Raw genomic sequence first — 16,374 nt, 5'->3', positions numbered from 1 at the left:
TACGAAAGATAAATGGAAAATGTCGCACTTAATCCCAAAACTTTTTTCTGCTTTTTCACATAAGATATTATAATCTCTGCAGCTGTACGAGTCAAGAAAACTTTTCACATACAGCAAAAAGCTCCTCCATAAGAGGGTACTCATATAGAAACTTCTGTATAAGCACCGTCTTTAAGGAAGAGCTTTTGTAATAGGGATTATTCATTTGGATCGAGACTGCTTATGAGCCTAAGAAGATACTTCTGTATTTTTAATGCATCATTTCCTGTAACGCCCTTTGTCGAGATATCAACATCTGCCTGCAAACTGCCTTTTTCCGTTATAGCGCTCGGCTCTGTTCCTCTCAAACCGTATTTATCGGGGTTAGCGATCGACTGCATTATCAGTACAGCATCGGACAGATCAACTTCGCCATCGCAGTTCGCATCTCCCCATATCAATTCTTCAGTTGTCTTATCAGGAGAATATACCGCCTTAATACTAACACTGCTTTCATCGGGCATCAGAACAGCTTCCGTACTCGTTTCGCTTCCCGACGTATATTCAGCACCGCTTATCTCCCAGCGCAGGAACTTATACCCGTTTTTCGGAACAGCTTTAAGTATTATCGGTAATTCCTTAGGATAATCCCCCTGCCATTTGCTTTCGGCACAGTCGAGTGTAAGCGTATTGAGCTGTATACTGCCCTGCTCTGCATTATTATCAAGATCCAGCTGATATGTTTCACCGCTTACCTTGTCACCAAGGAATTCTATAAGATGAGATTTTGCATATTTATCGCGTTTTTTCCAGAAATTTGTCAGCTTTCCGACCTCGTTTTCATATTTTTCCGCTGTAGTGAGTTCCTGTTTACCGCCGTTTACATAGCTTTCATATGAAAATCGCTCAAATGTATCTAACATAGGAAGTTTATACAATGATGCCAGTTCATTGACCCTGCGCAAAACATTATCGGCTTTATAGTTTTCATTGCAAAGATCAAAATATGTGCGCATGAACTCCATGCGAACTTTTTCACTTTTTTTCAGCATATCAAAAAGAAGAACATAGTTACTGTCTTCCGACAATTCCTTGGCCTTAAAAAGGTTCGGCTCTTCGGCTTTATCTTTGTACAGTCCCTGACCTGCTTCGGTATCATACAGAATAAAGCGAAATCTGCCATCAGCATACGGATTATTACTGTCAATTTTCGTGGTTTTCCAGAAAGCCGTATTATTATTTCCTGAATCCGAATTGCCGATAATTATTTCCACAGCCATGTAGTCCATAAAACTTTTCATATCCATGAACTCGTCTAATTTATCATAAAGTTCGTCACTGTCAGTATTTTTGATTATGTTATTGATCGTTTTGTAAACTTCAGTTATCTCGTCGTAATCTGTGTTGCCAACTTTGAAACATTGCACATTCTTGCTTTTTACCTTGTAATGATCGGCAATATAGTCCTCATCAATTTTTTCAGTAATATTATAAAGCCCCCAGAATTCACCGTCAATAAACAAAACACATTCTGTCTGCTTCAGTATGCCGAAATCTCTGTCCTCTGAAAGCTCCTGATTCAAACGGTCGCGGAGTTTAGTCTTAACATCGTTGCCGCCATTGCGAAGAGCTATGCTGTCAAATGAATCAATTACCTTTCCATTAATGTTTCTAAGTTCACCATTGAAAAAATCATAGTTCATTTTTCGCGGACCATATTCACTGCGTGCATTTAAAGTAAAACTCTTTTGCGCCTCAAAACGTGATACCGCTCCGCGTATACGTATGCCAATATCCGCAGTATATGAAGCTTTACTGTTTTCAAATACAGTTATATTTGCAGGGCGTTCCCATTCTTTTCCCTCCATTGTATAATTGGGTTCTACTGTGTAAATCCCATTTTCATTTGCTTCATTATAAGCTTTACCTGCAACGTATATTCCCTTTTCATCATCAAAAAGATTATCAGGATCTGTCACAAGGGAAATCACGCGCATATTCTTTGCATAGTCTTTTTCAGTGTATCCTATAAAATAGGTATTTGAAACTATCGGACTAATATTTCCGTCAGCATCTGCCGCTATCGCTCTTACGATCATTGCCTTATCAACAGGCTTTTCAGGAGCGGTATACGCACCATAATCTATATCGGTTATTGCAGCAAAGACATTTTCTTCCTCTGACCTGTCGTATACAGATATGGGAGTTTCATAGCGTTCCGAGTCAACAGTCGGATCACTGCCGTCAAGAGTATAATAAATGCTATATCCCTCAGGAGCCGAAAGAGAAAGCTTGAATTCCGAATCATAAAAGCCGCTTCCCTGTGAAAATGTCGGCTTTGGGACGCTTAAAACAAAAGCATTTTCGGAATTAACACTTCCCAGAGTCATTTCTCTCAACTCGCCGAAGCTGCCGCTGCCGTCGGGGATCCTGCCGTATGAGATATTGTCCGCAAGTGGCGGAACTTCGATACATTCAAGCTGTTTACCGTTCGGATCCGAAAGCAGCAGTGTCTCGCCATTTTTGGAAAGTCCAAAGGTCGTACCCTCTGCCTGACTGCCCTCCTTTACTCCGCAGTATACAACATAAAAGCCGCCTGCTTCTATAACAGCATCATGTGGGAAAACGTATTTCTTCGGAGCGCCTTTATCATCGGAAAGCGAATATCCGCTCAAAGAGACAGCTTTATCGTTCGGGTTGTAAAGCTCCACAAAATCATAGAAAATGCCGTCAGGTGAAGCGACAGAAGTGTTTTTCGTACATATTTCGTTGATAGTCACTGTCCTTTCGTTTTCTGCTCCAGTTGCAAAAAACGGTACATGGTTCGTAAATGCTAAAGCTGATATTATCGCAGCGGTCAAAGCCTTTTTGCTGCCATGCCTGAACGTTTCAGCAGCACGGGAACGCTCTGTGCTGCCGCAAGTCAGTATGTTTGTCAATATTTTACCGACTTTATTTTTTGATCTGTCTGTTATCATTGTAATCCTCCGTATGTTCTCAAAAAGTAAGATAAGACCTTTCTATCGGCTATCAGTTCAACAGCTTCCTGACAGCGATCATTTAATACACGTTTATTATAACATACTTAGTCCGAAATTACAATTATAAGCGGCTATTTTTATGTATATCGTTTTTATTTGCAGGTTATTGCTGCTGACTATGACCTGTAATAGTTTTTCGGGATTGGACATATCCCTCGATAAGCTGTATAATAATAACATCAAATGAAAGGAGTTGTTTCACAATGAAAAAAATATGCTGCTGTTGTATGACGATAAACAATCGAATATTTTTTTGTCAGAGAAACAGCACTTTTGTATTTTAAATATGCGCCTGTGCGCAGATAAAAACAACAAAGGGAATGCAGGTTTCTGTATTCCCTATTTTTATGTATTAAGGAGAATTTATCATGAGCAAGTATATTTTTACATCTGAATCCGTAACAGAGGGACACCCCGACAAGGTCGCAGACCGCATCTCAGACTCTATCCTCGACGCTTATCTCGAAAAAGATCCGACTGCAAGAGTTGCAGCTGAAACTGTTATCAAAAACAACACCGTTATCCTCGCAGGCGAGATAGGCTCTTCTGCTGAGATAGACACAGAAAAGGTAGTTCGTGATGCTATAAACAGCATCGGCTATGACAACGAAGCTCTCGGCTTTGACGGTCATACAGCAGAGATAATAAACCTTCTCGACAAACAGTCCCCTGACATTGCACAGGGAGTTGATTCTGCCCTCGAAGTCAGAGAAGAAAACGGCAATGACATCGGCGCAGGAGATCAGGGAATCATATTCGGCTATGCTGTGAATGAGACTCCCGAGCTGCTGCCTCTGCCTATCTCCCTTGCACACAGACTTGCATACAGACTTACAGAAGTACGCAAGAACGGTACTCTTCCCCATCTGCGTCCAGACGGTAAAACTCAGGTATCTGTGATCTATGAGGACGACAAGGCTGTCGGCATCGACACTGTACTTATCTCAACTCAGCACGATGAAGAGATCTCTCAGGAACAGCTCCGCAGTGATCTTATCGAATATGTTATCAAGCCGATAGTTCCCGAAAACTGGCTCAATAACAGTGTACGCATTCTTGTTAATCCGACAGGCAGATTCGTTATCGGCGGACCTGTCGGTGACAGCGGTCTCACAGGAAGAAAGATAATCGTTGATACCTACGGCGGAGCTGCACATCACGGCGGCGGAGCTTTCAGCGGTAAGGACTCCACAAAGGTTGACAGAAGTGCCGCTTATGCTGCAAGATGGGCTGCAAAGAATATCGTAGCAGCAGGACTTGCCGAACGTGCAGAGATACAGCTCGCATACGCTATCGGCGTAGCTGCTCCCGTATCAATCTACGTCAATACATTCGGAACAGGCGTTGTTCCTGACGAAGATATACAGGCTGCTGTTTCAGAAGTATTTGACTTTACTCCAAGCGGCATCATCAAGGAGCTCGATCTGAGAAAGCCTGTGTTCGCTCAGACCTCCGCATACGGTCACTTTGGTAGACCGGATGCAGACTTCACATGGGAGCGTACAAATAAGGTCTCCGCACTCAAAAAAGCATTGAATCTTTCGGTCAACGCATGATCTTGAAGCCTGATACAAAGAAAAGCTTCTTAAATAAAGCACCGTGCTTGATAAAACATGATCGTTTGTGTAAGTATACAAGGTCAGAAAGGTTTTGAGTGTATAATGAATCCGTCTGACAAATAACCATATAAAAGTATTGCCCCAAAGCATTTTTAAGTGCTTCGGGGCATTAACTATATGAGTATCCGAGCTTTTTCTCAGTCTACAGGAAGTGCCTTGTACTTTCCGAGGAGGTACAGCTGGATAGCCAGTGCATCTTCGGTAGATACGCCGTTATTTCCCTGTACGTCAGCATTTGCAAGACCCTGATCGGTGATGTGGTGCTCTTCAGAGCCGTTTATACCGTACTTGTTAGGATTAGCCAGTGACTGCATTATGATTACAACGTCTGCCATATCCACACCCTTGTCGCAGTTTGCATCGCCGTACTTGTCAGCCTTTGCCACCGCAACTGATGTAGTTGCAACTGTCGTTGTCGATGTGGTCGAGGTCGTTGAAGTGGTAGTTGTTGTCTGCTTTGAGCCGTTTGAGGAAATGATGAATGCCTTTATGCTCTCAGCGCCCGAAGCAGGTGGAGTTATCTCCTTGCCTGTCTTGTCGGAAGCGTACCAAGCCTGTAAAAGTGCAGACTGTTCTTTCTTTATCTTCTCGATGAGCTGCTTCTTTACATCAGCATCTGTAACAGCCTCAGCAGGCTCCTGAGATACGTCCATTACCTGCTTGGGTTTATTCATATCAAGAGTGATAGTGCCTGACTTCTTAGCCTCCCAAACATATGATACCCAGTAGCTCTTGCCGTTGAGCTGCGGCGAGAAGCCCAGACAGCCATTCATAAAGTTTGTATTGCCTTTGAACTGAACGTCCACAAATGCAGTTTCGCCAATGCTTGTACCGAATGATACCATACCGCCTGCTGTCTCTACACCGTAGATCTTGTCGCTCTCGGTAATATTTGAAGATGTAGTTGTGGTCACGATCTCACTTGGATTTGTAACGGAAGTAACGATAGTGGACTCGGCTGTTCCTCTTGCGTACTTATTTATAGCAGCAACTATCTCCGGACGCTTCCATGTGCAGTTTGATCTGTCGAGAAGCATGAAGCTTATATCGTCCCACCAGCAGCAGGTAACGCCTACAGATGAAGCATATGCTGTGAAGTAAGCAGCACAGTCAACTCTGTCCTGAACATTGCTGCCCTTTTCTCTTGCGCCATACTCACCGACATAAACAGGGATACCCTTTGATGTGTACTTCTGGTACACCTTGTCAAAAGCCTGATTTATCTCGCCTGTATCTGTTTTGATGTTGAAGTTTCTTACACTCTGGGAGTCGCTCTCCTCAGCAAGTGCAAAGCCGTATGGCAGATATGCGTGAACAGCTACGATAAGTCTGTTCTGTACACTGTCTGTGGGTATACGGAAATTCTCATTTGTAGCACCGTCAACTGAGCAGTCATATCCCGGAACGGAAACGTATCTTGTGCCGTTATTGCCGCCTGACTTACGGATAGTGTCAAGGCAGTCCTGATTGAGCTGGTTGATAGTCTTTATAGCGTCGATACAGTCAGGATTTGAAGGGTTTATCCACCATTCGTTCTGATGACCGATAAGACGAGGCTCGTTCATGGTCTCAAAAATAAGCTTGTTGTCGTATTCCTTGAAACGTTCTGCTATCTGTGACCAGACAGTTGTCATGTACTTCTTTGACTGAGCATAATGAGCAGTATCGGGATACATATACTTTGCATCGTTATCGTGGTGAACGTTGAGGATAACGTACATACCGTCATCAATAGCGTAGTCAACGATCTCCTGAACTCTGTCCATCCACTGCTTTGTGATCTGGTAATTGGCATCAACATGATTGTGCCATGAAACAGGGATACGTACAGTCCTGAAGCCTGCTGCCTTAACGGTATCTATCATCTTTTTGGTGGTCTTGTAGCCGCCGTTCCAGCAGGTCTCGATACCCATTTCGCTGCCTACCCAGCCTGTATCGTCGATAGCGTCCATAGTATTTCCAAGATTCCAGCCAAGGCGCATATCCTTTACGAACTTGATGCCCTCAGTCTCGGGAACTGATCTTGCAGGGATATTGAGTTCGGGGATACTGTATTTGGAAGCCGCTGCTTTATTGCTTGCAAGGAGCGGTACAGATAATCCGCCGATGTCTGTTACGCTGATGTCGGAGCTAATCGCACCTGACGGAATACTGTATGTGCTTCCCGAGCTTTCACCCGAAAACTGCTGAATACTTACAGTGACAGCAGACGTGGTGAAAATGGTGTTCCCCATAGCCGAGGAAACAAGGGTAACTGCTGCAAGAGCAGCGGAACAGCCTTTTTTGAAGAAACTATTCATGTTAAAAACTTCCTTTCCTGAATTATATTTTACATTTTTAAGGGATGCAGTCCCCTACACTTTCTGTTGTTATAATTATAGAGCAGCCAAATGTAAATTTCAATGAAAATTCCAACTCAATTTATGTACTTTTCAGCTTTTTGCAGTTGATTTCAGCCCGTGCCTGTGCTATAATCAAATAAAAGAGGTGACTGCTCATGAGAAAACGAATAGCTTTCATAACTGTCAATGCGGAAAAACTTTACCAGACCTGTCTTATAGAAGCGATCTGGCAGCAGTCCGCCGCCCTCGGTTACGACTTTATAGTACTCACACATTTCGTAAACTTCGACAACGAGACCGAACACCTTAAAGGCGATGAAAATATCTACACCCTTATCAAGCAGCTCAGCTTCGACGGCGCTATAATTGATCTGGGATCATTCTTCAGCCGCTCACTGTCAAAAAAGCTGGAGGATATGTTCGTGAAAAAAGGCATACCTGTCATCGCTCTCGATTATGTCAGTGACTGCTTTGAGAGCTGCCTGCAAAACAACAGGGAGTACTTCCGAAAGCTCACGGAGCACTTCATTAAGGTACACGGCTTCACAAGGATATACTGCCTCAGCGGCCCCAAGAACGTGATACATTCCACCGAGCGTATAGAGGGCTACAAGGACGCTCTCGCCGAAAACGGCATTCCATTCAGAAAGGATCATGTTTTCTACGGCGACTTCTGGATTAACTACGCCAAGAGCTTCGCTGAGCGCATTGCAAACGGCGATATAGAGCGTCCGCAAGCCATTGTATGCGGGAACGATTACATGGCTTTGCAGCTCTGCCTTTCACTTGCCAAAAATGGCATAAACGTCCCCGACAACATCGCTGTGGGCAGCTACGATGGCAACCCCGACGTTAGCAGCTACCACCCGTCACTTACCACTTTCGGAGGCGGCTTCACGGAAAACGGCATTGAAGCTGTATGCCGCTTGCATAAGCTCATAAGCGGCGATAGTCCCCGCAGCCGCATAGAGGTGCGGCCTGCCGTTATTTTAGGCGCAAGCTGCGGCTGCAAGAGGGATACCTCTGAGGACGCTGCCATCAGTGATAATATGTTTGCAAGAGACATGGCAATGAGCATATTCATGCACAGCAACTATTCCTCCATGATGAACAATGTCAAGAACATGGACGAGTGCGCAATAGTCCTCGCGCAGAACGCATATCTCATCTACCCGAAAAGCGACTTTTTCCTATGCCTTTGCAGCAACGGTGAGGAGAACAACAGCAGCGTCTACACTGACAAAATGATCTGCCGTATGAAGTACTGCAACGGCAGATGCGACATTTCTCAGCAGGAATTTCCACTGGATACGATCATACCTCAGCAGGAGCTCTCAGACCAGCCTGCCGCCTATATATACACTCCTCTGCACTACCTCGACAGGAACTTCGGCTACTGCGTCCGCAGGTATTCAGACAGCATTGTATTTGAACAGTACTACGGCGAATTCTGTCAGGTCGCCGCAAACACCATTGAGCGCATACGTATGCTTGATTACGAACGCTCCCTCAACGATAAGATACAGCGGCTCTCGGAGCGTGATATCCTCACGGGTCTTTTCAGCCGCAAGGGTCTTATCTCTCGTACCGATTCACTCGATCCCGACCGACGCTACTACGGCGTTCTATATTGTATCGAGATCGCAGAGAAGTTCCGCGGACAGTACAGCAGTGAGTACGTCCGCCAGATAATTGTATCATTTGCTCAGGCGGTGAACCTTTCATGCGCAAGAGGCGAGATCGCCGCAAGGACAGGCGGCGAGGAGTTTATAATGATAGGCGAATGCGACGATTCCGACTTTCCCGAGCAGCTCTTCATAAACTCACTGAGCTCCAATCTGAAAATGATAGAGATGCAGCAAAATGTAAGCATATCACCTATGCTCAGGCGCTTGTCTACAGTGACCGACAGCAGTACATCTCCCACTGACATGATAGCTCAGCTTGAAAAAAAGCTGGAGGATATGCGCAGTTCCTCCGCAGACAGCAGCAGCGCCTTTCTTGGAAAGCTCCGCGAGCTGCAATACAACGTCTACGAAGAGCCTCAGCTTGAATGGACAGCAGAAACAGCTTCCGCAAAAATAGGCGTAAGCACCTCCTACTTCCAGCACCTCTACCGCCAGTTCCTTAATATCAGCTTTAATGCAGATGTTATCTCCGCACGGCTTGCCCTTGCGGAAAGGCTCCTTGCGAACACAGCTCTCAATGTCAGCGAGATAGCCGAAAAATGCGGTTATCCCGACGCTTCACACTTTATGAAGCTCTTCCGAAAGAAAAAAGGCATGACCGCCTCGAACTACAGGAAATCCATGACAGGCAACGGAACATGACAGATATAATAAGCATCGACTGTGAGATAAAAACATAAAGCATATAACAAAAATCGCTCCCTGTGTATTTTGCGCACAGGGAGCTTTTTACATAGCACTTCGGATCCGTTTTTTATTCTGCCCTGCTCTTATCAGTACAGGACAGTTCTTTCAGCTCGACGAATCCCTTGGTATTATTGGTAATTAATGAAAATTTAACCGAATACGGCTTGAAATCCTCCTTGCCGAAGTATTTCAGCATCTCAGAGAAATCTATCTCACCGTCAAAGGTGCATACCTCACCTGTTTTAATGCTGTTTTCTTTCGGATAAAGCCATATATACATTTGTGGTTCCATAATATCGGGCAGCTCCGCGTTTTTATCAACGTAATACTCATTGCCGCCTATCTCTACCAACTTCATATCGTCAGGATCATGAAGCCACATCAATCTCTCAGCTTCGCTCGCTCCGTCATAGATCAGGAATTCCAATGTATCGCTGCCGTTTTTGAACTCTGCCCAGATCGCTGATTCTACGTTACTTTCATTTCCGACTGCGGCACATGGCTCGGTCTTGACAGTTCCCGAATACTTTAAGCTGCACTCGTCAAGATCTTTCAGTATCTGATAGCTTGATATCTCGTAATGTTTTTTCTCGCTCCACTGAGAGCTGAATGTGCCGTCACTGCAAACAGCTGATTTTACCTCTCCCGCAGTATCTTCTTCGCTTTGTACGCTGAAAACTTTACTGCCCACGGTCTCGCTGAAATTGTCTGCAAAATAAACACGCTCTTTCTCAGGCACGGTGATCTTATCTGTTTTGCCGAGGACAAATCGGGTAAGCGCTACAAGGTCGCTGATATTCAGCTTGCAGTCGCCGTTTACGTCCTGATAGAAGCTGACATTGTAATCCTCGGTTGTCAGAAGAAGTCTTCTGACTGCGATAACGTCATAAATATCAACTGCATTGTCTCTGTTCACATCGCCTATGACAGTATGCTCCTTTTTTGCGAGCTTATCCTTAATGTCGGACTCCTCTGCCAAATAAAAATCATCAACACAGAAATCAACGGGCTCTTCGGTGAATACGCGAATGACATTATTTGCGAATCTGTCGTTGGGGAGCATGAACTTTAAGTCCTCCATATCCGTCCAGAGTCCCGATGGGACAGTTCTGGAATACAGTTCTCTGGAATAGCCTGTTGTGGAGTTAAGATCTGCTATCGCAAATATGAACTTGATATTCCTGCCGCTGTTATGATAGAGCTTCAAACCTGCAAAGAGATCCTTGCCGCTGAAATCATAGGGATCAATCTTGTACTCAAAGGCACGTCTTGCATTTCCCTCCCCCGATATCAGCATAGAATACTTACCGCCGAAGGAATGATCCGTATCATATGAAGCCTTTGTTCCCGTGAACGGCGCTCCTGCCTTCTCATTCTCATTCTCAAAATCTATGAATACTTTCCTGCCCTCTTCGTCTGTCGGGAGAGGCTCATGCCTTGTATATGCAAACTCAGGTCCGTAGTTGTTTTGCTCGGTTATCTCCTTGGTTATTTCAAGAGAATTTACCTTAGCATTGCCTGAGCTCCTGAACGCCTGAACACTGAAGCCCACATCGTACATAAATCCAAGATTCAAACCTAACTTCTGCCATTCCTTAAAGTGGTCCACAACATTGATAGTATTCTTTATATTGCAGACACTGTCGGTTTTTTCAGCAAGATTTTCACGAGCAACGCTGTAATAACTGTATGTAACAGGGGCCGTCGCAAAACAGTTCATCTGAATTCTCAAGTTTTTGTAGATATCATAGGTTATGCCGTTTGATTCAAACGAACCGAGAACATCACCCGCAAAAGGCCGCCAGCTGCCCCAGCTGTCTACTATGTAAAACTCATAATAGGCATTGCTATCCTCCATCCAGCCATAAATGCCTGAATAGCTTGCACTGTCCATATAGTCCACATCTTCGTCATATACAACGGTATATTCTTTTATCTGCGAAGCATAGACAGTGTTTCTTTCAAATGCGTCACCTTTAAGCGCAAAGGCGTTCTCAATACCGCTCCAGCTCAGGGTAAAGCCGTTATTTTCAGTGTTTTTGTAATCCAGCTCACCTCTGTAATCCTGATTCCATAATTCATAGTAATATCCGTCTACAGATTCTTTCTCGTTAAAATCAGCCGCATATACCTGAGCTGTCGGGCTCACAGACGCAAGCCCCGATGCACTGAGCATAAAAAGTCCTGCTGTCAGAGCTGATGCTGTTTTGGTTAACCATTTGCGCATAATGTTTCCTCCTCACCGAGATCTCATGTCGGCAGTATTACTGCCGCAAATAAATCATATCATCTAAAAGGCGGATATTATATATCCTGTCTTAATAATATCATTTGAGCCATCATACGTCAAAGCTTTTATTGCGGTATTTCAGGCTTTTTCATCGTATCGGCAGGTGTCTGTTTTCTCAGCGATCCCCGAACGTTGTCCGACAAACAGCGCTTTTCCGAATTTACTGCCACCTGACGCGGCAAAAAGGATCATTTGTTTGCCTGAGAGACTATAGTGCTTACACTTCTCGGGAGCGGTCATCGTTTCTTCAAAAAGCATACATAATTGATGTCCAAAAAGCAAATATGAACATTCAGGCATTTCCTTCATTCAACAACATATTATTGTTATTTGATATACACAATAAGAGATATGCCGCAGTATTATTTACAAAATAACAGATATTGCATTCTGATTTCACCCTTCCAAAAAGGACAGGTTGTATAATTTATATATAATACAACACAAATTGTAAATAATTATAAACATCATTGACAGTTGTTGGTAATAGTGTTATAATATAAATATAAAAACAGGACGTACTATCTTTTCAACAAACAGGGTATTGACATTCTATTTTACAATAAGCTATCCACCGGACATGATGGAAATAAACTCCTGTTTTATAATTGAGTTGATGCAATAAACCCGAACTCTAAATAACGCAAGAGCCGTCATCATGTCGCACGACCTTAAACCCAGTTTTTACCGATTGTTTATGGCTGAAAAGCTATAACTATCAGTATAACATCAAAATGTAAACATCACACGAAAAAACATTTAAAATCAACCGTAATGTGGCTAAACAAAGTAATATTACCACAATTATTTCAAGTGAATTTTCCACCTTTGCCGCATATTTGGGGTTGGAAAATAATACGTTTCGTATTATAATGTTTAATGGTTGTTTTGCGAAATGAGACTGTAATGCTCATTTGCACGATCAACAATAAATCGAAGGGGGAGTATTTTGATGTATCAGAACATGTTCAAAGTTGCACAAGAAACCGCGTTACAGAGGCGGAATACCGGACAGTGTGCGCCAAACGATACTGTTTGCGTTATTTGTTCAGCAACAAAGCAAACCTACACCGGCGTAAGTCACAATGAAATGCAGAACGGCATGATGGTCAATGTCCACGCAGAACTCGATGCTTTACAGCAGATGCGTGCTGTGGATGATCCCGTCGCAGAATTCATAATGCTCATTGATATCATGACACTGCAGCCTATTCTTCCGTGTAACAACTGCGTGAGCTTAATTATTGGCCAAGCTCCTGCAAATGCTAATTGTCAGGTCGTGCTTCCTGACCGTATGATACCGCTTTCACAGGTCGGAACAATGAATGGCGGTAACAACACCCAGTTTAATCAGCCACCTCCTCAGAGCGGCTATATGTACGGAAACAATGGTTTTGCCGGTCAACCGCAGGGTGGTATGTACGGTACACTTCCGCAGGGAAATATGTACGGTACACTTCCGCAGGGAAATATGTACGGCGGACAAGGCGGCTCGATGTACAACAACAGTATGCCGTACAACGAAGCCAATCCTGTAAGCGGAGGAAGATTCGCCTCAAGTATGTACAGCAACAGCCTTACCAAGCCAACCAGAAAGGCTGGCGGAAGTCTGCTCAAAAACAAAGTGGGCGGTCTTATGAATGCAGGTAAGGACATCGGAAACGATGAAAAAGAAGAAAGTGCTTTAATGAAAAAGCTCTTTAAGAAGTGACGTACATCTGACATTTATAACATTACATTGAGAAAGGAAGAGAAATTATGAGTAATTCAAAGGAAAAAACGAAAAAGAAGCTTTCTCCTATCACCTGGATACTGATCGGACTTCTTGCTTTCATGGCTATATTGATTACATTCATGACAGTAGCTGTCAGCAAGATCACCGCAAGAAATGCGCAGTCAAATATGGAAACCGTCGCTAAGGAGCGTGCAAAGGTTATTGTTGACTATGTTCACTGGGCAGAAGACACACTGGACAACTTCAGCCATGCAAGTGATATAAAGAACTACCTGCTCGATCAGGAAAATACTGATTGCTATAAAGCAGCTCAGAAATACACTCAGGAATTCGGAGCAGAGGTATCCGATCTTGAAGGTCTCTATATTTGTGACTGGAATGCAAAGACCCTCACACATATCAACCCCGATACCATCGGCGTTGTTATTCGTGAAGGCGACCGTCTTGCTCAGCTCCGTGACGCTTTTGAAGCAGCTGATGATGATATATATAACGCAGGTATCCTGATATCCCCTAACTCAGGCAATCAGGTTGTATCTATTTACAAAGCTATATACGACGGCAGAACTCCTATCGGCTTCGTAGGTCTCGCTATCAAAACTGAAAACGTCCTCTCAGATATCGCTGATATGAACATCGGTGGTCTCCAGAGCTCGACTTACGACCTTATAAATGCAAAGGATAACATTTATCTTTACTCTGAAGATAAGAGTTTGATCGGTACTGTCTGTGAAGTCCCTGATATCCAGAATATCAACAGCGAATTAGTTTCAAGCACTGAAGATGTTACAAGCTACGGTGAGTTCCCTGACGCAACAGGCAAGAAGATGGCTTCTGTAAGTGACTATATCAGTGAGTATGGCTGGACACTTTTCGTAAACGCTCCTTCAAAGGAAGTTTACTCCATGAGAAATCAGCTCCAGATCTTCATACTTATCTTTGGTATTCTTATCATCTTACTCGTTGCCGTATTCGGTCTTATCAACGCTCATCAGGAGTCTATCAACCGTAAACTCGGTAACCAGCTCCTTAAAAATGAGGCTACTGAAGCTTCACTCCAGACAGCTCTGTTCAATGATATCCTTACTGAAGTTAAAAACCGTGTTGCTTTCGGTGAAGACCTCGATAAGATGCAGGCTGACGAGAAACATCCTTGCTACTTCGCAATGTTCGACATCAGTGAGCTCGCAGCAATCAATACACATTTCGGAAACGACGCAGGTGACGTTGTTCTCTGTAATACAGCAGCTGCTCTCACAAAGGCTTTCCCTGACGGCACTGTTTACCGTACAGGTGATGACGAGTTCGTTGTAGCAGTCAGAAAGGAAGACGCTTCTACAGTTGCTCATAATCAGGTTGTCAACGAAGTTAAAAACGCTCAGAGAGACCTGTTTGAGCCACAGGAGACTCCTATCGGTATGATAAATGTAGGCTATAAGATCGGTCTTGTCCGCACGACCAATGAGCCTTCAACAAACGTTGTATCAGTTCTCAAGGAAATGGTAAACATCAGCGGAAGAAGTACATTAGGTCAGGTAGAATTCGTCGATATGGACTCTATGTAATAACGACGTTCCACCCCTTCATAATACAGCACGGGATCTTAGCATCTCGTGCTGTATTTTTGTATATCCATATCATTATTCTTAAAGTATGTCAATTTCTTTTTCAGGCAGCTTCGGGGCTGTCTTTTCGTCTGCCTTATTATTTTACATAAGAACAGGAGTGTGTCCGCTTATCACAAACATACTCCTGTTTCTTTTACTTTATATTCTTAGCTTAATGACATCAGCCATTAATCATTTACTATTTTTATACTCAACAAGTGTCTTTTCACTTTAGCGCTATATTTTAGTTCATAACTTGGTACACCTTTTTCAAGCGCATTTTGTATTTCGCTGATCTCTTTTGAAATGCTGTCTTTATCTGCATACCAGCCAAGAAGAGTTGCAGGCTCTCCCAAAAAAGGATTACCTCCGCCGCTAAAACCCATCAAAAAGTATTTAGGTGTCCCTGCTCTGCCCTTCATTTCCTGTGAAGAACAAACCTTATAGCAGGTAACGATCACGTTTTCATTAGGAGATGTTATTATTATATTTCCTGTTATATTGACATTGACCGATTGTTTCTCTTGGACGTTTTCGCTTCCCATGAGGCTGTCAAGAGATATATTCAACGTGTCAGATAACAGCAACAGTTTTTCGACCTCCGGATAACCTGTTCCCTGCTCCCATTTTGATACCGCCTGTCTGCTCACATCAAGCATTTCAGCTAAATCTTCCTGAGATATTTTTCTGTCTTTTCTTATCTGTTTTAATTTGTCTGCAAAATTCATATGCATACCTCGCTTTCGTTTTTTTATATTCTATCAAATATCATTCTTAAAAATCTACCAACTTGAATTTGCATTTGCGCAACTTGAAGTAGCATTTTGTAAAAACAACGATTTGATGAGGATTTTTAGCCCTCACATTTTGTTATTATTATACCACAAGCCCATAGAAAAATCAACGAAAGGAGTGCTGAACTGCTGCGTCTTTTCAGTTCATTATCACATGACAACATAAAGAAATGCCATTCACTTCAGTCTGTGATGATAAAGTTAAAAACTATCCTACTAAAACACAATGCACTCCGAACAGAATTCTGAGTGCCTTGTATGTTATTCTTTCAGTATGCCAACAACTACTTGTCGCTGCGTATGCGTCCGCTTAACTGGAAATCTCCTTCTGATTACATCAAAGCTTTCCTCGAATACGGTCAAGTTTTTTGATTTAATTTGTCTCGCATCATTGACAAACCAACAATAATGCATTTTTATTTAGAAAATATCCAGCATAGATCCATTAAAGTTTTTTGATACTATTAGTCATATATTCTTTTTCCCTTGCAACAATTTCTGAATTTTTTTCCACTGCCACATGGACATTTACAGTTTTTACTTACCTTTTTCTTAACCTTTGATGGCGTTAGCATTTCTAAAATTGGATCTT

At 43.2% G+C, this 16,374-nt stretch carries 10 protein-coding genes; 4 read left to right on the top strand and 6 right to left on the bottom strand.

Annotation, left to right across the window (positions count from 1 at the left end; translation table 11 throughout):
* Positions 1-197 precede the first annotated feature (197 nt).
* The gene (locus K6G33_RS06505) at positions 198-2,957 is read right to left on the bottom strand and encodes a CotH kinase family protein (RefSeq protein ID WP_296777513.1); all 2,760 of its coding nucleotides are present in this window, start codon (positions 2,955-2,957) and stop codon (positions 198-200) included.
* A 431-nt stretch (positions 2,958-3,388) separates the two neighbouring features.
* Between K6G33_RS06505 and metK the strand changes: the two genes are divergently transcribed.
* On the top strand, positions 3,389-4,576 hold the full coding sequence (gene metK / locus K6G33_RS06500) for a methionine adenosyltransferase (protein WP_296777512.1): 1,188 nt from the start codon (positions 3,389-3,391) through the stop codon (positions 4,574-4,576).
* A 200-nt stretch (positions 4,577-4,776) separates the two neighbouring features.
* On the opposite strand, the gene K6G33_RS06495 is transcribed toward metK, so the two are convergent.
* A complete protein-coding gene (locus tag K6G33_RS06495; RefSeq protein WP_296777509.1) occupies positions 4,777-6,939 on the bottom strand; it encodes a cellulase family glycosylhydrolase in 2,163 nt (720 codons plus the stop codon).
* A gap of 197 nt (positions 6,940-7,136) precedes the next feature.
* On the opposite strand from K6G33_RS06495, the gene K6G33_RS06490 reads away from it, so the two are divergent.
* Positions 7,137-9,311, top strand: coding sequence for a substrate-binding domain-containing protein (locus tag K6G33_RS06490; RefSeq protein ID WP_296777508.1), 2,175 nt, complete (start codon positions 7,137-7,139; stop codon positions 9,309-9,311).
* Between the two features lie 112 nt (positions 9,312-9,423).
* Here K6G33_RS06490 and K6G33_RS06485 read toward each other — a convergent pair whose 3' ends face one another.
* Together K6G33_RS06485 and K6G33_RS06480 are read right to left on the bottom strand one after the other, a co-directional pair.
* The gene (locus K6G33_RS06485) at positions 9,424-11,583 is read right to left on the bottom strand and encodes a glycoside hydrolase family 11 protein (protein ID WP_296777505.1); all 2,160 of its coding nucleotides are present in this window, start codon (positions 11,581-11,583) and stop codon (positions 9,424-9,426) included.
* A gap of 141 nt (positions 11,584-11,724) precedes the next feature.
* Complete coding sequence (locus K6G33_RS06480) at positions 11,725-11,904, bottom strand: hypothetical protein (RefSeq protein WP_296777502.1); 180 nt, start codon at positions 11,902-11,904, stop codon at positions 11,725-11,727.
* A gap of 694 nt (positions 11,905-12,598) precedes the next feature.
* Here K6G33_RS06480 and K6G33_RS06475 point away from each other — a divergent pair.
* Together K6G33_RS06475 and K6G33_RS06470 are read left to right on the top strand one after the other, a co-directional pair.
* Positions 12,599-13,357, top strand: coding sequence for a hypothetical protein (locus tag K6G33_RS06475; RefSeq protein ID WP_296777500.1), 759 nt, complete (start codon positions 12,599-12,601; stop codon positions 13,355-13,357).
* A 47-nt stretch (positions 13,358-13,404) separates the two neighbouring features.
* Complete coding sequence (locus tag K6G33_RS06470; RefSeq protein WP_296777497.1) at positions 13,405-14,946, top strand: diguanylate cyclase; 1,542 nt, start codon at positions 13,405-13,407, stop codon at positions 14,944-14,946.
* Positions 14,947-15,176: 230 nt separating this feature from the next.
* On the opposite strand, the gene K6G33_RS06465 is transcribed toward K6G33_RS06470, so the two are convergent.
* Together K6G33_RS06465 and K6G33_RS15265 are read right to left on the bottom strand one after the other, a co-directional pair.
* A complete protein-coding gene (locus tag K6G33_RS06465; RefSeq protein ID WP_296777496.1) occupies positions 15,177-15,716 on the bottom strand; it encodes a helix-turn-helix transcriptional regulator in 540 nt (179 codons plus the stop codon).
* A 530-nt stretch (positions 15,717-16,246) separates the two neighbouring features.
* The gene (locus K6G33_RS15265; protein WP_367270490.1) at positions 16,247-16,357 is read right to left on the bottom strand and encodes an SEC-C metal-binding domain-containing protein; all 111 of its coding nucleotides are present in this window, start codon (positions 16,355-16,357) and stop codon (positions 16,247-16,249) included.
* Between the last annotated feature and the right edge of the window lie 17 nt (positions 16,358-16,374).

The sequence above is a fragment of the Ruminococcus sp. genome, from assembly GCF_024691275.1.
Classification (GTDB): Bacteria; Bacillota; Clostridia; order Oscillospirales; family Ruminococcaceae; genus Ruminococcus.
This window is presented reverse-complemented; position numbering and strand designations above follow the sequence as displayed.

Bases quoted from the DNA above. Each gene is read 5' to 3' on its own strand.
- K6G33_RS06505 (WP_296777513.1), bottom strand. From the start codon at position 2,957: ATGATAACAGACAGATCAAAAAATAAAGTCGGTAAAATATTGACAAAC.
- metK (WP_296777512.1), top strand. From the start codon at position 3,389: ATGAGCAAGTATATTTTTACATCTGAATCCGTAACAGAGGGACACCCC.
- K6G33_RS06495 (WP_296777509.1), bottom strand. From the start codon at position 6,939: ATGAATAGTTTCTTCAAAAAAGGCTGTTCCGCTGCTCTTGCAGCAGTT.
- K6G33_RS06490 (WP_296777508.1), top strand. From the start codon at position 7,137: ATGAGAAAACGAATAGCTTTCATAACTGTCAATGCGGAAAAACTTTAC.
- K6G33_RS06485 (WP_296777505.1), bottom strand. From the start codon at position 11,583: ATGCGCAAATGGTTAACCAAAACAGCATCAGCTCTGACAGCAGGACTT.
- K6G33_RS06480 (WP_296777502.1), bottom strand. From the start codon at position 11,904: ATGCTTTTTGAAGAAACGATGACCGCTCCCGAGAAGTGTAAGCACTAT.
- K6G33_RS06475 (WP_296777500.1), top strand. From the start codon at position 12,599: ATGTATCAGAACATGTTCAAAGTTGCACAAGAAACCGCGTTACAGAGG.
- K6G33_RS06470 (WP_296777497.1), top strand. From the start codon at position 13,405: ATGAGTAATTCAAAGGAAAAAACGAAAAAGAAGCTTTCTCCTATCACC.
- K6G33_RS06465 (WP_296777496.1), bottom strand. From the start codon at position 15,716: ATGAATTTTGCAGACAAATTAAAACAGATAAGAAAAGACAGAAAAATA.
- K6G33_RS15265 (WP_367270490.1), bottom strand. From the start codon at position 16,357: ATGCTAACGCCATCAAAGGTTAAGAAAAAGGTAAGTAAAAACTGTAAA.